Annotated in this window: 15 protein-coding genes; 2 read left to right on the forward strand and 13 right to left on the reverse strand. The window is 48.0% G+C overall.

All coding sequences use genetic code 11. The annotated features are described in order from the left end of the window. Positions 1 to 109: 109 nt before the first annotated feature. Positions 110 to 715 carry a KH domain-containing protein gene (locus WH46_RS24060; RefSeq protein WP_156172254.1) on the forward strand — a complete coding sequence of 202 codons (606 nt, stop codon included), beginning with the start codon at positions 110 to 112 and terminating at the stop codon, positions 713 to 715. 367 nt (positions 716 to 1082) lie between these two features. Here the strand turns inward: WH46_RS24060 and recG are convergent, their stop codons facing one another. The 3 genes from recG to WH46_RS11780 form a co-directional block, all read right to left on the reverse strand. Next, entirely contained in the window at positions 1083 to 3134 is a 2052-nt protein-coding gene (gene recG / locus WH46_RS11770) for an ATP-dependent DNA helicase RecG (protein ID WP_046227242.1), read from the reverse strand. A gap of 13 nt (positions 3135 to 3147) precedes the next feature. Further along, positions 3148 to 4008 carry a DegV family protein gene (locus WH46_RS11775; RefSeq protein WP_046226800.1) on the reverse strand — a complete coding sequence of 287 codons (861 nt, stop codon included), beginning with the start codon at positions 4006 to 4008 and terminating at the stop codon, positions 3148 to 3150. A 102-nt stretch (positions 4009 to 4110) separates the two neighbouring features. Further along, positions 4111 to 5919: a DAK2 domain-containing protein gene (locus WH46_RS11780; protein ID WP_046226801.1), complete on the reverse strand. Its 1809-nt coding sequence runs from the start codon at positions 5917 to 5919 to the stop codon at positions 4111 to 4113. A gap of 459 nt (positions 5920 to 6378) precedes the next feature. Between WH46_RS11780 and rpmB the strand changes: the two genes are divergently transcribed. After that, positions 6379 to 6567, forward strand: a complete 189-nt coding sequence (rpmB, locus tag WH46_RS11785) for a 50S ribosomal protein L28 (RefSeq protein WP_017814700.1) — start codon at positions 6379 to 6381, stop codon at positions 6565 to 6567. A 282-nt stretch (positions 6568 to 6849) separates the two neighbouring features. Here the strand turns inward: rpmB and rpe are convergent, their stop codons facing one another. The 10 genes from rpe to coaBC all read right to left on the reverse strand — a co-directional run bounded on the left by rpe (position 6850) and on the right by coaBC (position 19677). Then, positions 6850 to 7512: a ribulose-phosphate 3-epimerase gene (gene rpe / locus WH46_RS11790; protein WP_046226802.1), complete on the reverse strand. Its 663-nt coding sequence runs from the start codon at positions 7510 to 7512 to the stop codon at positions 6850 to 6852. A 2-nt stretch (positions 7513 to 7514) separates the two neighbouring features. Beyond that, positions 7515 to 8438, reverse strand: coding sequence for a ribosome small subunit-dependent GTPase A (gene rsgA, locus WH46_RS11795; RefSeq protein ID WP_017814698.1), 924 nt, complete (start codon positions 8436 to 8438; stop codon positions 7515 to 7517). 47 nt (positions 8439 to 8485) lie between these two features. Continuing rightward, the gene (gene pknB / locus WH46_RS11800) at positions 8486 to 10690 is read right to left on the reverse strand and encodes a Stk1 family PASTA domain-containing Ser/Thr kinase (RefSeq protein WP_046226803.1); all 2205 of its coding nucleotides are present in this window, start codon (positions 10688 to 10690) and stop codon (positions 8486 to 8488) included. Then, positions 10687 to 11460 carry a Stp1/IreP family PP2C-type Ser/Thr phosphatase gene (locus WH46_RS11805; protein ID WP_046226804.1) on the reverse strand — a complete coding sequence of 258 codons (774 nt, stop codon included), beginning with the start codon at positions 11458 to 11460 and terminating at the stop codon, positions 10687 to 10689. The genes pknB and WH46_RS11805 overlap by 4 nt, the downstream gene beginning before the upstream one ends. Before the next feature lie 6 nt (positions 11461 to 11466). Continuing rightward, positions 11467 to 12513, reverse strand: coding sequence for a dual-specificity RNA methyltransferase RlmN (gene rlmN / locus WH46_RS11810; RefSeq protein ID WP_017814695.1), 1047 nt, complete (start codon positions 12511 to 12513; stop codon positions 11467 to 11469). A gap of 207 nt (positions 12514 to 12720) precedes the next feature. Further along, a complete protein-coding gene (gene rsmB, locus WH46_RS11815) occupies positions 12721 to 14070 on the reverse strand; it encodes a 16S rRNA (cytosine(967)-C(5))-methyltransferase RsmB (RefSeq protein ID WP_046227243.1) in 1350 nt (449 codons plus the stop codon). A gap of 134 nt (positions 14071 to 14204) precedes the next feature. Continuing rightward, positions 14205 to 15140, reverse strand: coding sequence for a methionyl-tRNA formyltransferase (gene fmt, locus WH46_RS11820; protein WP_046227244.1), 936 nt, complete (start codon positions 15138 to 15140; stop codon positions 14205 to 14207). Positions 15141 to 15164: 24 nt separating this feature from the next. Then, positions 15165 to 15644 (reverse strand): peptide deformylase, encoded by a 480-nt coding sequence (gene def, locus WH46_RS11825; RefSeq protein ID WP_046226805.1) that lies wholly within the window; start codon positions 15642 to 15644, stop codon positions 15165 to 15167. A 254-nt stretch (positions 15645 to 15898) separates the two neighbouring features. Continuing rightward, a complete protein-coding gene (gene priA, locus WH46_RS11830; RefSeq protein ID WP_046226806.1) occupies positions 15899 to 18451 on the reverse strand; it encodes a primosomal protein N' in 2553 nt (850 codons plus the stop codon). Beyond that, positions 18448 to 19677 carry a bifunctional phosphopantothenoylcysteine decarboxylase/phosphopantothenate--cysteine ligase CoaBC gene (gene coaBC / locus WH46_RS11835; RefSeq protein ID WP_046226807.1) on the reverse strand — a complete coding sequence of 410 codons (1230 nt, stop codon included), beginning with the start codon at positions 19675 to 19677 and terminating at the stop codon, positions 18448 to 18450. Before coaBC ends, priA begins: the two co-directional genes overlap by 4 nt. Positions 19678 to 20018: the final 341 nt, after the last annotated feature.

The raw sequence follows: 20018 nt of genomic DNA on the forward strand, positions 1-20018 counted from the left end.
TTTGCGTCAATTTCATCCAAATTTAAGTTTGTCTTAACCGATTGTTCATGCAGTAAGGGTACAATGTAGAAGTATTCTTAACAGCAGAGAGGCAGGAAGCATCATGGAGATGAAACATATCCTTACCACTAGTTCAATGGCACTGGCCATTTCCATAGGCAGCACAGTATGCCACACATCGCTATCTGCTGCATCCGGACTCAAGACAGGTCCTAACCGGACATTACTATCTTATGACTTTATGCCGGATTACAGCAGACTATCATTGGTACACAATCATTCCTATTCTGATTCATATACAGCATCAGCATCAGCATCAGCATCAGCATCAGCATCAGCATCAGCATCAGCATCAGCATCAGCATCAGGCCAATTATATAAAGATCGGCTAATGGATAGCCAGCAGCATAATAGTGAAAGTTCATATACAGATCTGGATTCTGAACTTATCCTATCCTATATTATTGATGGAGCAGCCAGTCTGCTTGGACTCACTTCTCTGGAGTTAAGACAGTATTTACAAGATGGGGACAGCATTCAGCATATTGCAGAGCATCAGGGCTTCACTGCCGCACAATTCAGCGAACAGCTTCTCGAACACATAAGTATGACCCTTAAGGAAGCGCAGGCTTCTGGGCAAATTACACAGCGGCAGTACGAAGACAATTTACAGTTGGCCAGACAGCAGATTGAACGATTGGTCGATATGTATTAGGATTGGCATATTTAATAATGGCTTGGACATGTTAACCGATAACTGCTTTGCTTGATAAGCTTTCTATAAGTGACCAGTATGAAGAAAATCAGTTAGGACACAATCCTGTTCAGGATTTGATTTCCTTATACATTCTATCCTGATGTATCCCATAACCGTTTTGGGGATCTATACTTTTACTCGGTTTATATAAGTTGTATCATATAATAAAAGGTTGTATTCTTTTTGCCATTCAGCTGTTATAGCTGTTAATGGATTAGAGAATACAACCTTTTCATTATTTCAGTACATGATGATATTAATTGGGATATAAGCTTCGTTTTAGACACTATCTATTGTTTAGACACAATGGATACTTTTCATACAATCAGTCGATCAGTTCGCCCTGGAATACCTGCTGTCTGTTCAAAAACTCCCGCAGCGGTTCATATTCCGGAGAAGTCCAGAAAAACTCATTGCTTACCAACCTGGCTGCATCGTTGCGAGCAATTTCCAGAACTTCAAAGTCGCTGACCATATCCGCAATCTTGAACTCCGGCAGACCGCTCTGCTTCGTTCCGAAAAATTCTCCAGGTCCGCGCAGCTCCAGATCTCGCCGCGATACTTCAAATCCGTCATCCGTCTCGGTCATCGCCCGCATCCGTTCCTGACCAATCTCGGACTTGGGATCGGCTATCAGAATACAGAAAGATTCATGTTCTCCCCGACCTACACGCCCACGCAGCTGATGCAGCTGGGACAGTCCAAACCGGTCTGCATCCATGATAATCATCAGCGTCGCGTTTGGCACGTCGACACCGACTTCAACGACGGTTGTAGAGACGAGCAGCTGCATCTCATTGCTGTAAAAGGCGCGCATGCTCTCTTCCTTTTCGGCGGCATTCATCCGTCCATGCAGCAGCCCCACCTGATAACCCGGAAAAGCCTGATCCATCTGTACAAATAGATCAATTGCATTTTGCACATCCAGCTTATCGGATTCTTCAATCAGTGGACAGATCAGATAAGCCTGGCGTCCCTGATCGATTTCTTTGGAAATAAAACCCATCACCCGATCCATCATATTATGCTTGACCCAGTAAGTGGAGATCGGTTTGCGTCCTTTGGGACGCTCGGAAATAGTGGATACATCCATATCGCCAAAAGCGGTAATCGCCAGTGTCCGCGGAATCGGCGTAGCCGTCATCGTTAGCACATCCGGATCAAATCCTTTACGCCGCAGTACACTGCGCTGATTGACACCGAAGCGATGCTGCTCATCTGTAACTACCAGTCCCAGACTGCGGAAAAAGACATCTTCCTGAATCAACGCATGGGTACCGACAATAATATCGGTCATTCCCATTTGCAGGGAAGCGATCAGATCCTTGCGCTTGCGACCACTCACACTGCTGGTCAGCATTTCTACGGTAATACCAAATGGCTCAAACATGCGCTTCAGCGAGCGTACATGCTGCTCTGCCAGGATCTCGGTCGGAACCATGAGTGCGCCTTGATGACCCGAACGAACCGTAGCAAACAAAGCAATCGCTGCAATAACCGTTTTGCCTGAACCCACATCCCCTTGCAGCAGTCGATTCATACTATGGGGAGAACGCATATCTTTGAGAATTTCAAGCTCTACCTGCTTCTGTGCATCGGTCAATTCAAAGGGAAGACTGCGTACAAACTCGCGTATCGTCGCATTATCGGTCGTATGCACAATACCTGTCGACCGCTTGCGGTTCATGCTGCGATAAGCCTGCAGCTTGAGCTGGAACAAAAATAACTCCTCATATACCATCCGTCTACGTGCCTGCTTGCCCTCGCCTGCATCGACAGGCTGATGCAGCTGACGAATCGCCTGTTTGCGCGGCATCAGCTTATACTGCCGGATCAGCTCTTGAGGCAGCACTTCGGGAATCATTTCTCCATATTGATCCAGCGCCTGACCGATCATTTTACGAATCCAGGTCTGCGTAATCTTGCCACCGATCGAATAGACCGGCTGCAGACTGCCGCTGCGCTGGGTTCCTTTGTCCGGAAATTCCGAATCCGTAATGGTCATGGTCGATCGGCGTTGATCCCATTTGCCGGTCAGAATAATGACCCTGCCGGAAGTAAGCTGGTCTTTGAGAAAGTGGCGATTGAACCAGGTCGCTGTTACCATCCAGTCATCCACCATAACTTTACAGGTCAAACGTGATTTTTTGCCATAGCGCTGTAATATCGGCAGGCCGACAATCTTGCCTTCGACCGTGATTTTGTCGCCGTCCTTGACCTCCTGAAGCGCACGAAGGCGATAATCTTCATACCGGAATGGAAAATATTCCAGCAGATCAAGTACGGTAGAGATGCCAAAGGCGTGAAGCTCCCCTTCTTTGGAAGCACTCACGCCACTGACCTGCCGAACGCCAATCTGATCCAGATTGATATTCATCATCATCCCTCATCTATTCCTCATCCGGCCATGCGAACATGGCGATTGTGCCCGGTCCTGCATGTGTACCAATAACAGGCCCTACTTCAGAAAAGACCAGTTCGCCAATCTCATAATGCTCTCTGATCATCTGCAGCAAGGGTTCACACGATTCCCGATTCGCCGTATGTCCAAGAGCCAGATTGATTTTACGTACATTCAGATTTTGACGCATCATCTCGACAATACGCGTCATAGCTTTTTTCTGTCCACGTACCTTTTCGACCGGATAGATCACGCCATTCTCGTCGATAGAGAGAATCGGCTTGACGTTGAGCAGCGTCCCCAGCACCGCCGAGGCTCTGCCGATCCGGCCGCCTTTGCGCAGATATTCCAGATCATCCACCATAAAGTAAAGCTCACGTCTGCTAAGTATATGCGCTACACCGGCTTCAATCTCTGCAACACTTTTACCCTGCTCGGCCAGTCTTGCTGCATGCACAACAGCCAGTCCATACCCATAAGAAGCCGATTTGGAATCAATCACGGTAATATGGCTATGATCGTCCAGCATCGAACGTCCAATCGTCGCCGACTGATACGTCCCACTAAGGCCTGATGACAGATGAATCGATATGATTGGACTGCCTGGATGCTCGGCTGTGAGCTTCTCGTACATCGCCGTATAATCCGCCGGTGAAGGCTGGGATGTCGTAGGCAGCTGTACTGAAGCAGACAATTTACTATAAAATTCAGCGGAGGTTATATCGACTCCATCCGCATAAGACTGCTCTCCAAAAAACAACCGTAACGGGATAATGCGTATATCATACTTTGCAATCAGCTCTGCAGGAATATCTGCCGTGCTCTCTGTCACAATAATGGTATGTGTCATAGCTTATCCCTCCTTCTCTCCAAAATAACACAACTGCTGTGAAATGCCTGATGCAGCTACATGAGGAATTTCACAGTATTCCTTGCATCCTACTTTTTATATTCAGGATTCCACGGAGAATAGATAATGATATACCGGCTGATCGCCTTCATGAATCTCCACTTCGGCATCCGGATAAGTCTCGCTGATCCAGCTCGCCAGAGCCGTTGTATCGGCATCATTCGCTTCATTACCCACCAGCACGGTTACCACTTCCTGACCATCCTCAATCATGGAAGACAGCAGTTCCTGACAAGTCTGCAGCAGGGATGGCGCAGTAGCCACAATCTTGGAATTATTAATTCCGATATAATAGCCTTCCTTAATATCGATATTCTCCATGGTAGTATCACGTACCGCTACAGTCACTTGACCCGATTTCACATGATCGAGTGCTTCGGTCATATTACTCTCGTTCATATCCACACTCTCGTCTTCCTGGAAAGCAAAAGCGGAGGCAATACCCTGTGGAATACTTTTACTTGGAATAACCGTAATCTGGCGGCTTCCTTCCAGCAGATCACGTGCCTGCTGTGCAGCCAGTACGATATTCGAGTTATTCGGCAAAATAAAGATATGACGTGCAGAAAGATTCTCTACCGCTTTGACGAAGTCTTCAGTACTTGGATTCATTGTCTGGCCACCTGCCAGGATCGCATCTACACCAAGGCTACGGAAAATCTCCGAAATGCCGTCGCCTGACGATACTGCAATCAGCCCGTAAGCGGCTACTTCTTCGGCAGGAGGAACAGCGGCTGTCTGCGGATCGAGCGGTTCTTGTGGAATCTCGGCAAACAGATCCGGCGGAGGCGCAATATCCAGTCCGGCAGACAGCAGATCACGATGTTGTTCACGCATATTCAGAATATGGATTTGCGTAATCTCTCCATACTGCAGCGCCAGATTCAACACTTCTCCCGGCGCTTTGGAATGGACGTGTACTTTGATGACCTCATCATCGGCAATCACGATAATAGAGTCACCATTTACAGCCAGCGCTTGACGGAACTTCTCTTCTTCAAAACGAACATTACGATTAGGTCCCAGCTGACGATTAATGAAAAACTCCATATCATAAAGGAATTCGATATCTTCGGTTTCCAGGCGTGCCTGAGCCGGCATCGGTGTATCAAATGCAGGGTTCTGGGCTACTGCAGAAGCGGATGCTGGATTGGATGTACCTGTCATCCCCGGTTGCATAGCCTGGCCTGTATGAACGGCTGCAAAAGTCTGCTCCGTACTTGTAGCTGTGGTTCCATTCTGCAGATAGGCATAGAACCCTTCATAAATATATACAAGCCCCTGTCCGCCGGAATCGACTACACCTACCTGTTTCAGTACAGGCAGCATTTCCTGCGTCTGTGCCAGCGTCTCCTGGGCACGGCGAAGTACTTCGCCCATCAGTTCTGTAATATCGGTAGTTCGACGCGCATAATAGGTAGCGTGCTTGGCTGCTTCCTTGGCAACAGTCAGAATCGTTCCTTCCACTGGTTTGACTACAGCCTTGTAGGCTGTCTCTACACCGTTTTGCAGCGCAGCCGCAAATTGTGCGGCATTCAGCTCATCACGCGATGCAGCTGCACGGCTGAAGCCACGGAATAACTGGGATAAAATAACGCCGGAATTGCCTCGCGCTCCCATAAGCAGTCCTTTGGACAGCACGGTAGCTGTCTGACCGATCAATGGAGAAGTGCCGCGTTTTAACTCGTTTACTCCTGCAGTCATAGTCAGATTCATATTAGTTCCTGTATCGCCATCCGGCACAGGAAATACATTCAGGGAATTGACGTGCTCTGCATGCTGATGCAGACGCTCCGCTCCCGCCAATACCATAGCGGTAAAATCAGTTCCATTTAAAGAACGCTTACTCAATGATAATTCCCCTTCCTCATGTATCCATACCAGCTCTGTCCGGGATGATATTTGAACAGAACGCATTGTTGAGTTTTCGTTTTCAGGTGTACCTATGATCTTATTTGTATTGTAAAAAAGCATATATGGGTTACTTATACGCTTTCTGTTCTCTGCCCGTTTCAAATAATTTAGAACCACGTACTTGTACCAAGTACCAATAACGGGCAAAGCTTTGTGTAGTGGAGGTTGTTCAGCTGCATGCGGACCTCTGCAGCATGGATAATCCACCCTGTCAGTCGGCAGAATGATACCTGCCAATCATGCAAAAAAAATACATATTGAACTACCTTATATTGTACTATAACCCTTTACAGAAATAAATAAAGTATTTAGAAGTGTTGACGTCGCTTTCTTGATTGTGATAATATGTTATGAGTGTTGTTTTCATGCACTTTTTCGGAAATAGGAGGTGTAACTATGGCTCGTAAATGTTATGTAACTGGTAAAACAGCTGGCAGCGGTAACAACGTATCCCACGCTAACAACCGTAACCGCCGTACTTGGGGCGTGAACGTTCAAAAAGTTCGCATCCTCGTAGACGGTAAACCAAAACGCGTATACGTAAGTACTCGCGCTTTGAAATCCGGTAAAGTTACCCGCGTATAATGATATGTTCATGAAGAAAGCATCTCTATTGAGTAGAGATGCTTTTTTGCTATCTTCCGATAGTTCTATTTGATTTTCGATAACGGATAGATTGATCATCAAATCGATAAAACAACAAATATATAATCTCAAACAAAACGCGCCAATCCATTTAAAGGATTAGCGCGTTTTGTTATACTTATGCATCTTTATAGGATCATAATGAATTCACGAATGTTGGCTAAAATAAGACCTCTACTCTTCAAATCCTTCATATCCTGAACAGCAAGATTGAAGATCTTTTTAGTGCAGACTATCGCGAATACTCTGAATAGCTTTGGCACGATCAGGCGTATTGAATACTGCGCTGCCTGCTACGAGTACGTCTGCACCTGCTTCTACAACCTGCTTGGCTGTAGAGGCAGTAATACCACCGTCTACTTCGATATGCAAAGCAGTATGACCCATAGCATTGGCCCACTCGCGAATCTCACGAATTTTGTTCACGGTACGCGGAATGAAAGCCTGTCCGCCAAACCCTGGGTTCACTGTCATAACGAGAACCAGATCTACATCTTCCAGTACTTCACGGATCGCCGCTGCCGGTGTAGCCGGATTAATCGCCACTCCTGCTTTGATACCATGTTCCTTGATAAGATGAATCACACGGTGCAGGTGGATACATGCTTCTGCATGAACGGTGATCATCTGTGCACCTGCTTTCACGAAATCTTCGATATAACGTTCCGGATTTTCGATCATCAGATGAACATCTTTGAACAGACCGGTATGTGCCGAGATCGACTGCATCACCGGTGCTCCAAATGTAATATTCGGAACGAAATGACCATCCATCACATCAATATGCACCCAATCGGCTCCACCGCGCTCTACATCAGCTACTTCTGCCAGCAGTTTACCAAAATCAGCTGACAGAATAGAAGGTGCTATTTTCACTTTATGCATGATTAATACCTCCGTTTCTCGTCTTTCATTTCCTGATAAAATTGCTCATAGTGCTTGTATCTGCTATTGGCAATTTCTCCATTCTCCAGAGCATCCAGAACTTTGCAGCCCGGCTCGTGTAGATGGGTACATCCACGGAACTTGCAGTCACTCGAATAGCGATTGAATTCACGGAAACATGAGCCCAGATCCTCAACGCCCAGTTGTGTAAAGTTCAATTGACTGAAGCCCGGCGTATCTGCTACATAGCCGCCACCTTCCAGTTCGATCAGTTCCACATGACGGGTCGTATGCTTACCACGACCGAGACGCATACTGATTTCACTGGTGTTCAGATCGCTGCCGGGAATGACTTTGTTCAGCAAAGAAGATTTACCCACACCTGACTGTCCGGCAAACATGCTGATCTTGTTATTCAGCTCTTGACGAATCTGATCGGTACCCAGATCCTGCTCGGCACTGGTAAGAATAACCTGATAGCCAATATCTTCATATAGCTGTCTGGCCTGCTCTACAGCCTGACGCATCGCTGTATCTTCTTCACGCAGCAAATCCATTTTGGTAAAACAGATCAATGGTTCCAGACCCGCATGCTCGATATGTACCAGGAATTTGTCCAGCAGAATCAGGCTCAGATCGGGTTCTTTTACGGAAAAAAGCAGTACAGCCTGACGAATATTAGCCACAGGAGGACGGATCAATTCCGTCCTCCGTGGCAGTATTTCATCTACCATACCTTCACCATTCTCAGTGAATGAAAAGATAACCTGATCGCCAACCAGTGGGGATTCCCCTCTTTTTTTGAAGATTCCGCGGCCGCGGCACTGTATCGTATCCGGTTGATCCGCAGGGATCGCTTCATCTGTCTGCTCGGGTTTTACATAATAATATCCGCTTAGTGCTTTGACGATTAAGCCTTCTGGCATGTAATCCGTCCTCTCATTGATCTTGCATGTTGAGTCATGATCTACGATTAGGGCGTACTGGTATCACTGCCCGTATCATCGGTATTTCCATTGCCGTTACCCTGACCATTCCCTTGTCCATTACCATTACCGAGACCATTTCCATTTCCGTTTCCTTCACCAGGAACAGGATCAACTGTCCCTTCATCTTCTGGAGGAGTGGTCTCTTCGGCTGGAGGAGTTGTTGTCTCCGGTGGCGGTGTCACTTCTCCGGTATTTTCAGGCTCTACTACACCTTCGGACAGTGTTCCCTGCTTAGCTTCATTGTACCCAATTGCAAAAGTATCCAGGAACTGACCATCACGGTAGACCTTAACGACACCATTTTGGTTAGGATCCAGCACCATATTGACCTGCAGCGATTTACGGGAATCAATCGTTTTGGTTCCCCAGTCGCGATCGGCACCACGGGCATCTGTATAGACAATATTAATCTTGCTGGTCTTGCCTGCTGTAGCTGGCGGTACAGATACGGTATATGTGTAGTTCAACGCTTCCGGCGGATAGCCGGTGCTTACCCATATATCCACTGCACTTCCTTTGGTCACCGAACCACCGGACTGTGGATTCTGGCGAGTTACTTTACCTTTATCGACTGTATAGCTTGCTTCCTGCTGTACATTGCCTACTTTCAGACCGGCAGAGGAAATTTTGGATTGGGCATCCGACTGGCTGATCCCTGCTACAGACGGTACCGAGGTAGTAGATACGCCTTTGCTTACGATTAATGTAACCGGTTGGGATTCCGGATCTACATCTTCGTTCGCTCCAGGTTTCTGGTCAAATACCTTGCCTGCTTCTACACTGTCGTTATTTTGGTCCTGTCTGGCAATCTGATCATCCTTGAAGCCCATTTCGATCAATTCTTTGCGGGCATCATCATAGGTCGAATTTGTAAAATCAGGCATTTTTTTAAGTTCTTTGGCCATAGCGACACTGAGTTTGATCTTCGTGTTCTGCTTGACTGTCGTATTTGGCTGTGGATCCTGCTCATACACCGTACCTGGGGCAATGCCCTCCTGATATTCCCGATGTACATCTTCTGCAATATCCAGACCGTATTTAGCCAATTCCACTCTTGCCTGTGTTTCCGTCATATTCGTAACACTCGGTACCGTAACTTCATCCTTGTTCAGCGTCTGATTTACATAGAATACAATTAAGAACATGATCAGCAATACAGCCAGTACCGAAGAGACAATGATTATCGTTTTTTTACGGTTGTTCTGTTTGGAAGCTGCTGTAGCTTTACTTTTGCCTCGGTCTCTCTCCATGCTTCGCACCTCATCATCCGGCAGACCGACCGGGATTGAATTAGGGCGAATCGCCGATACGACCTTGGTCTGCTCGTCATCATCATTACTCGCAAAGTAGACTCTGGATTCTGTGCTGCGCTCCGGCAGCAAACAGGTATCCAGATCCGTTAGCATATCATGGGCAGAATGATATCGTTCCGCCGGATTTTTACGCATTGATTTAAGTATAATATTCTCTACGCTCTGCGGAATCAGCGGGTTAATGAGTCTTGGATCTTCGAACTCATCCTGCAGATGCTTCAGCGCAACACTGATAGGGCTCTCCCCCTGGAAAGGCAATCTGCCGGTCAGCATCTGATAAAGCACAATCCCGAGCGAATAAAGATCGGATTTTTCTCCAGTTGTTACCCCTTTGGCATGTTCGGGAGAAAAATAATGTACAGAACCGATAACAGAGCCTGTCTGGGTAATGGTCGTCGATGTAACTGCACGGGCAATACCAAAGTCCGTTACTTTTACTCGTCCATTACGACCGATCAATATATTATGCGGCTTGATATCGCGGTGAATAATCTGATTATGATGCGCATGTTCCAGTGCATCACAGATTTGCGTTGCAACTCGTACCGCTTCCTCAACAGGCAAAGGAGCACGTTCTTTGATAATTTCGTTCAGATTCTGGCCATTTACATATTCCATAACGATGTAATGAATATCATCTTCTTGTCCTACATCATAAATACTGACAACATTCGGATGGGACAACGATGCCGCTGATTGAGCTTCACGGCGAAATCTGCGAATAAATTCTTCATCATATACAAATTGCTGACGCAGTACCTTGATCGCTACATGACGGTTTAGCAGTACATCTTTGGCACGATAAACGAGTGCCATGCCACCGCCGCCGATTTCTTCCAATACTTCATAACGACCGCCCAGAATACGTCCTATCACGATGTCCACCCCTTTGTATCCGACCTGGGTGCAGAGTCATTGACCTCGAACAAGGCAACCGTGATATTATCTTCGCCACCGGCTTCCAGTGCAAGAGCAACCAGATGCTTGGCACGGTCTTCCAGTGGAATACCTGCCAGTGCAACGGTCTCGATCTGATCACCGGTAACCATATTGGTCAATCCATCGCTGCAGAGCAGCAGCACTTCTCCCGAGGATAATTGAATATCATCCAGCTCTACACTCACTTCGGAATCTGTTCCCAGCGCACGTGTCAGTACATTACGGCGCGGATGGGCAGCAGCTTCTTCCTGACTGATCTGTCCGGTCTTGAGCAGCTCATTGACGAGGCTATGATCCTGCGTTAACAAACGCAGTTCGTCCTCTCCGACCAGATAGGCACGGCTGTCTCCAATATGTCCGATAATGCCTTGATTGCCTCGCAGAAGTGCCGCTACGATCGTCGTTCCCATGTTGTAGTAATCGCTGTTCGTCTTTGCCATATGAAAAACAATGTCATTGGCATGCAAAATCGCGTCATGAAGCGCTGCACGGCAGGCTTCGGCCGATAATCCGGCCTCCAGCCCCTGCAGATCGCTTACTACAGTCTGGACGGCCAGCTGGCTGGCTGTATCGCCTGCCCGATGGCCGCCCATTCCGTCTGCCACAATACCAAGTATATATTCTTCCTGTATACTACCGATCCACACCGAATCCTCATTCACCTGTCGAACGCGTCCCTTATCACTCAGCTGCGCTGCTCTAATCAACTCTGATCACCTCGCTGTCGATTCCATGTGCTTCGCCCGCAACTGTCCGCAGGCCGCAGCGATATCATGACCCTGTTCACGACGGATCGTTACATTAACGCCTTTATCCGCCAGAATACGCTGGAATTCAAAAATATCTTTGCGTGGTGTACGCACATAGTTACGTTCAGGTACATAATTGACAGGGATCAGGTTGACGTGACACATCATATCCTTAAGAACATTTGCCAATTCTTCGGCATGCTCCGGACGGTCATTCACGCCGCCGATCAGTGCATATTCAAATGTAATACGACGTCCTGTTTTTTCCATATAATAATGCAGGGATTTCATTACATCATCAAACGGGAAGCGACGGTTAACCGGCATCAGCTTGGAACGCAGCTTGTCATTTGGTGCATGAATGGAGATCGCCAGATTGATCTGGGTTTCTTCGTCTGCAAATTTATAGATATTCGGTACGATACCACTTGTAGATACAGTGATATGACGCTGGCCGATATTCAGACCTTTTTCGTGAATCATGATACGCAGGAATTTCATGGTTGCTTCGTAGTTCTCGAACGGCTCACCCGAACCCATGATTACGATACTGCTGACACGCTCATTGGTCTCATCCAGGATTTTCTGTGCCTGAACGACCTGAGCTACAATCTCGCCTGCTGTCAGGTTACGCTTCAGACCGCCCAGTGTCGACGCACAGAATGTGCAACCGATGCGGCAGCCTACCTGTGTTGTTACACAGATACTGTTACCATAGTTGTGACGCATGATAACTGTCTCAATCGCATGATCATCATGCAGACCAAACAGGAATTTCACCGTGCCATCCTTGGATTGCAGCTTGGTGATTTCGCTCAGTGTCACAAAAGAAAACTGGTCGTTCAGCTTGGCGCGCAGTCCTTTGGAAAGGTTCGTCATTTCCTCAAAAGAAGATACACGCTTCACATACAGCCAGTCAAAAATTTGTCCTGCCCGGAAAGCAGGCTCGCTATTTTCTTGCACCCATGCCTGGAGATCTTCCAGTGAATAATCATATATAAAGGGTTTCATTGAATTTATCACACCTATTCTTCATCTCTTATTTTTGTACATTTACAATACAGGTTACATCGGGTTTGCATCTTTACTATTTTAGCACAAAAAAAAGAAAGCCTAAAGAGGTGCCCGCCAGCTTCTGCTATTTTAAAGCGAAAGCATTGCCTGACGTACCCGCTGTAGGCCGTTATTGTGTATCCGTAGTTGTGCTAAGACCCTATACTAACTCATTCTGCGTAAAGCCGCAATATAAAATCCGTCCGAATGATAATCCTGCGGCAATATTTGCAGACCGATACTGGATTCGTTACTTTTTTTGCCTGACGAGCCGCGCTGTTTGGCAGCTGCTTCCTGTAAAGGTGCCAGTGGTGTGTCTGCTGCTTCAAATGAAGGATTCTCTTCCAGGAAACTGCGTACTACATATTCATTCTCACTGTACTCGATTGTACAGGTGCTATAGACCAGAATACCACCCGGCTTGAGCAGGGTAGATACCTGGCGGATCAGCTGCTGCTGAAGCTCGGAAATCTCCTGGATATCCTGCGGAGATTTATTCCATTTCAGATCCGGTTTGCGACGGATAACGCCAAGCCCCGAGCACGGTGCATCCAGCAGAATCCGGTCAAAGGAAGCTGCCGGATAACGGTCGGTCAGTGTGAGTGCATCCCCGATCGCTGTCTCGATCATATTCAGATGCAGGCGCTGTGCCTGATCATCGATCAGCTTGCGCTTGTGATCATGAATATCATTGGCAATAATTTGTCCCTGATCATTCATTTTCTCAGCCATATGAGCTGTCTTGCCGCCCGGAGCTGCACAGCAGTCCAGCACTTTCATACCCGGCTGCGGCTGTACCGCTTCCGCGACCAGCATGGAACTTTCATCCTGAATGGAGATCAGACCTTCGCGATACCAATCTGTCAGTGCCATATTGCCACTGCCACCTACCAGAATACCATCCGGTGCTACTGCCGAAGGCTGAGCATAATAACCGGCTTCATTCATCGTCCGCATCATTTCATCCCGGGAAATCCGGAACGTATTGACCCGTACGCTGACCGCAGGCGGTTCATTGTTGGACATACAGATCTGCTCGGTCGTCTCTGCGCCATACTGCTTGATCCAGCGTTTCACCATCCACTGGGGATGAGAGTACTGCAGCGATATACGTTGTGCGGTTGGCAGACCTTCCGGAATCGATAATTCATCCAGCTGACGAAGCACATTACGCAGCACGCCATTTACCATGCCGGATACACCCTGATGTCCACGACGTTTGGCAATATTGACGGCTTCGTTCACCGCTGCGTGAGACGGAATGCGATCCAGGTAATAAATCTGGTAAAAGCTCATACGCAGCAGGTTGCGTACCCATGGCTGCAGCTTTTGGGTGCCTTTGGCAACCAGCTGGTCAAGAAAATAATCAATTGTATTGAGATGAGCTACCGTACCGTAAACGAGTTCTGTAGCAAGACCTGCATCCGAACGTTCCAGATCTGCCTGGATCAATGCCTGATTCAGCTTAAGGTTACTATAGGAACCTTCCACCTCTACGTCGGTCAGTACATTCAGCGCCACATCGCGGGCGGACAGCTTGCGACTCGCTCCACCGCCGCTGCGTTGATGCTGAACATTATGCTTTGGACGAGCTGATTGACTGCCAGCGGAACGCTCTTGTCCGTTGCTTCTTTTCTTCTTGTCGTCGCTCACTGGAACACCGTACCTTTGGTCAGGGATGTACCGCGTACATAGTCTGCCGCACGCAGTGCTTTTTTACCGGCTGGCTGTACTTCGGTTAGTGTAATAACGCCATCCCCCGTACGGACGGTAATACCTTCAGTTCCCATATCTACGACAGTACCCGGTGCAGCATTAGTCGCTCCCGCAGGTAATGCAGCCGCTAGATCAGGCTGAAGGGTTTTCCATACTTTGAATACTTCATCATTCCAGAGGGTGAATCCACCGGCAAAAGGTACCAGTCCACGAATATGGTTATAAATGGACCGGCTGTCTTTCGACCAGTCGATCTTCTCGTCATCACGTGTCAGATTGGGCGCGTACGTCGCCTGCTCATCATCCTGCGGCTCCGCCTCAACCGGTCCTTGCAGTAGACGCGGCAGCTCCTGACGCAGCAGTACGGCTCCAGCCTCACTCATTTTGGCAAATAATGTACCTGAGGTATCTTCATCTGTAATTGGAACTTCCAGACGGGAAATCATATCTCCGGTATCGAGTCCTTCTGCCATATACATCAGTGTAATACCGGTTACGGTCTCGCCATTAATGATAGAGCGCTGAATAGGTGCTCCACCACGGTATTTTGGCAGCAGCGAGCCATGAATATTTACACAACCCAGACGAGGCAGATCAAGTACCGCTTTTGGCAAAATCTGTCCATAGGCAGCTGTTACGATCAGGTCCGGTTCATAGGCAGCCAGCTCGGCTACCGCTTCAGGACTGCGCATACGCTGTGGCTGCAATACAGGCAGTCCATGCTCCATAGCTGCTGCTTTGACTGGAGTAGGCGTCAATACTTTTTTGCGTCCCTGTGGACGATCCGGCTGCGTGACTACACAGACCACATTCATTCCTTCTTCCAGTAGTACATTCAAGCTGGCCACGGCAAAATCAGGTGTTCCCATAAATGCAATTTTAACAGTCAAAGCTTATTCTCCTTCCTCATCCAGTCTGCGGTCATAGACACGCTCGGCAATATCGGTAAATAGTACACCGTTCAAATGATCAATCTCATGCTGAAGCGCACGTGCAAGCAGTTCGCTTCCGGTAATAGTTATTTCTTTCCCGTTACGATCCAGGCCTTTGACGGTCACTTCCATCGCACGGCGAACTTCACCGTTCAGTGCCGGGATGCTTAGACAGCCTTCCGAACCGAGCTGTTCTCCGCTACTGGCTACAATCTCCGGATTGATCAATTCGATCAGACCGTGTTCATCGCCTACGTCCACGACGATAGCGCGTTTTAGTATACCGACCTGTGGTGCAGCCAGACCTACGCCATCTGCATCATACATTGTGTCTGCCATATCGGTCAGCAGCTTTTGTACATTAGGGGTGATTTTGGTAACTTCTTTTGCTTTTTTATGCAATACTTCATCAGGTTCTTTTACAATAATACGAATAGCCATCGGGTATCCCATCCTTTATTTGTTCTACATTACAAGTGTTTATTGCTGTGCATTACAGATTTCAATTGCACATAGATGCAGTGCATACTGTCATTCTCTGTCTGACAGATATTTCTGTTTGTGCGCAAAGTACAGGGCAGCACTTCAACAGCTGCTGCCCTTCTGCTCTAGCTATCCCATATCCGTTATAGCCCTTGGCCGCGATCCATTATGATACTGGAAATGTATATCCTGGATCATTATTTCACGGATGATTACATCAATACCTGCGGGTCTACGTCGATGCTGATCTGAAGATCTTTATCACGTACGCTGTCCTGGAGCTGTTCAGATAATTGCTCTGCCAGCCGGGCCACGTCCATATCTCCACGCCATTTTATCATACATTGGAATCTGTATCTATTTTTCAGTCTTGGAATTGGGGAAGCGACGGGTCCCAGTACATCGAGTGCTTCTGTCGAGAAACGCTCCAGACTACCGAGCCAGCCAAGCTTATGCGACTGATCCTTGACCATCTGCACATAATTCTCGGCGATTCGTACGAGCAGCGGAAGCTTTTCATGGGAAAAGGTAATCAGTGCCAACCGGCAGTATGGCGGATAGCTGAGCACCTGACGATGCTTGAGTTCCTCGCGTACAAAAGAAGCATAATCATGACGACTGGCATGTACAACCGAATAATGATCCGGATTGTACGTCTGTACGATAACTTCACCTGGCAAATGGTGTCGTCCTGCCCGGCCTGCTACCTGGGTCAGTAGCTGGAACGTTTTCTCGGCTGCACGGAAATCCGGTAAATGCAGTGCGGAATCCGCAGCGATAACACCAACCAGCGTCACATCCGGGAAATCCAGTCCTTTGGCGACCATCTGTGTACCCAGCAGCAGATCGGCCTGTTTATCGCGAAACTGGTTCAGCAGCTTCTCGTGCGAACCTTTTTGCGTCGTCGTATCCACATCCATGCGTACAACGCGTATGCCCGGAAACAGCTTGGCAAGTTCTTCCTCAACCCGCTGGGTGCCTGTACCAAAGTAGCGTATGTGCTCACTGCCACACTCTGGACAGATCTCGGGCGCCGGCTGCGCATGTCCACAGTAATGACAGCGCAGATTGTTGGAACGCTGATGGAATGTCAGTGAAATATCGCAGTTCGGACATTCCGCTACATAGCCGCAGGTACGGCACATCACAAAGGTCGAGTGACCCCGCCGGTTCAGCAGCAGCACAATCTGCTGCTTTTTCTCCAAACGGTCTTCGATCGCTTGATGCAGCGGACGGCTGAACATGGAGCGATTGCCTTCCTTGAGTTCTTCTCGCATATCGACGATATGAACTTCCGGCAAATCACTTCCAAGTGCACGTCCGTGAATTTCCAGCAGTGCCGGATTGAATTCGTCGCTGCTCTGGGAACGGGCTGCATGGTAACTTTCCAGTGACGGCGTCGCCGAGCCGAGAATGACCACTGCTCCATGCTGATGAGCGCGACGTACTGCTACGTCACGTGCATGATACTTGGGACTCTCTTCCTGCTTGTACGAGGTCTCATGCTCCTCGTCCATAATAATCAGACCCAGGTTAGCAAAAGGAGCAAAAATGGCCGATCGCGCGCCAATCGCTACAAGTGCCTGGCCCTCGCGGATTTTGCGCCATTCGTCATAACGTTCTCCACTGGATAGACGGCTGTGCATAACGGCTACATGATCACCAAAACGGCTTTTGAAACGTTCTACCATCTGGGGAGTCAGTGCAATCTCCGGCACCAGCATAATAGCCTGCCGATTCTGCTCGATAACGCGCTGAATCGATTGTAAATACACTTCGGTCTTGCCGCTTCCTGTAATCCCATGAACGAGAAATTCGCCTTCGGTACGTGTATCCAGACGCTGTACGATCGCATTGTAGACCATCTGTTGTTCATCGGTCAGTACAAACGGCTGACTCGGAGCGAAACTATGATTTTTGTAAGGATCGCGGAACACTTCCATATCACGAATTACAATATAACCTTTATCCGCGAGTGATTTGACGGTTCCTGCCGTTACACCGAGTACACTCATAATATCCTTGAGCGGAATCTCGCCGCCGGTATCTGCAATAAAAGTAAGTACTTCTTTTTGGCGCCGTGCTTTGGCCGGGAATTCTTCAATAATGGTACGAATCTCATCCTCTGGCAAATGCAGTGCCACGGTTCGGATTGTTTTTTTCTGCACTTTGTCACGAATACTGCGGCTCTCGGATAAGACACCTCGCTGCAGCAACTGCTTGATCACATCGGCATGACTGACAAATTTGCGGGTCAGATGCTCCATCCGCACTTCCTGCTGCTTCTGGATATGGGCTACAATCTGCGCTTCCGTATCCGTAAGCTCATCCATACTTTCAAACAAGACCGGCTCGTCCGGATCACGCTGCAAATCAGATCCGCGTTCTCCCCATTCCGAACGGTCGGTTACACGGATATAGCGTTCCGCCTTGCCTTTGAGCGCTGCAGGCAGCATCACTTGAAGTGCCGTAATCCGGTGGCATGCATACCGAGCACTCATCCATTCCGATAATTCAACCAAATCCTCGGACAACGGAGGCGTCAGATCGAGCAGTTCCTTGATCGGCTTGAGCTTGACCGGAGGAGTGTCTGATTCCATACTCAGCCCCACTACAAATCCTTGCAGTGTCCGCGGACCAAAAGGAACCCCCACCCGACTGCCGATTTCCAGCCATCCTTTCATGGATTCGGGAATCAGATAGTCAAAGGGTCGATCTGTGCCCCGGCTAGGTACATCGACAATGACCTGGGCAATCCTGCTCATGAAGCAGACACCCCGTTCAGCCGGCTTACAGCAATCTGCAATAATTGAAATGCCACATCATATTTGCTCATCAGCGGCAGATCTTCTACCAGTCCTCGGGCATCATAGATCTGTACTTTATTTGTATCGGTACCAAAGCCTGCTCCAGCTTTGGTGACATCGTTGGCTACCAGCAGATCGCAGTTTTTGCGCTTTACTTTGTCCATTGCATATTCGGCAACATTATTGGTTTCTGCGGCAAAACCGATCAGGAACTGTTGTTGTTTGCGCTGACCGAGACTTTCCAGAATATCGATAGTTTTTTCCAGTTCAAGTACCAAATCTTCATCTTTTTTCTTTATTTTGGTAGAATGAACGGTCTTGGGACGATAATCGGCAACAGCAGCGGTCTGAACCATGATGTCCGTATGATTCCATTCTCCGAGTACTGCTTCATACATATCCTGTGCTGATTGCACCTGTACTGTATCGATTCCTTCGGGAAGCGGCACCTGTATGGAACCAGCGATCAGACGTACTTCAGCTCCCATCGCATGGGCGGCGCGAGCAACTGCTATCCCCATTTTGCCTGAAGAATCATTGGTGATATAACGGACAGGATCAATACGTTCTATGGTACCTCCTGCGGTTACCGTTACTTTGCGTCCGGCCAGCAGATGTCGCATCTCTTCGCGCTGCTGCTGGGCAGCAAAGAAATCGTTCACTACACGAATAATAGTCTCCGGTTCTTCCAGACGCCCTTTGCCTACATAGCCACAAGCGAGCATGCCTTCCCCCGGCTCAATCATCAGTACACCACGATTCACGAGTGTATTCATGTTCTGGATGATCGCGGGATGCTGGTACATATGCACATTCATTGCGGGCGCGACCATAACCGGTGCAGTAGTCGCTAATAGCATGGAAGAAAGCATATCGTCTGCCAGACCGAGCGTCATTTTGGAAATCGTATTAGCTGTCGCCGGCGCGATCAGTACCAGATCTGCCAGATCCGCCAGATGGATATGAGTAACGACTTCCGGATTGCGCTCGTCAAATGTATCAATATGAACCGGATTACGGGAAAGTGTCTGCAGCGTCAGCTCTGTAATAAACTTGGATGCCGATTCCGTCATGATGACATGCACATCAGCTCCCTGCTTTACCAGACCACTACACAGCGCAGCCGCTTTGTAGGCTGCAATACCGCCGGTAATACCGAGTACGATCTTTTTACCTCGTAGCATCTGTTCCCCCTGCTTTCCTATAGAATAATTGGAAATAAAGAAAGTCATACAAGAGTCCGTTTCTTTCATTTCCCTGTAACTGATATCGTTAAAATATATAATATGATAGTGGATTATAGACTGTGTATAAAACCATTTGTGCAAAAAAAGATCGAACATTCAGCCCTTGGACGAAATCATGTTCAATCCCTTAATTATACCTCTTTTCCGCAAAAAAAGTAACCGGAAGAAAGACCTTCTTCCGGTTATCTGTGTATACATATGAACACAAAAAATAACAACCTCACGGTTGTTATCCTTGTCAGTCGGTATATTGGCCGACTGTTGATACTATATCTCTG

This window comes from Paenibacillus dauci, assembly GCF_000971985.1.
Lineage (GTDB): Bacteria > Bacillota > Bacilli > Paenibacillales > Paenibacillaceae > Saccharibacillus > Saccharibacillus dauci.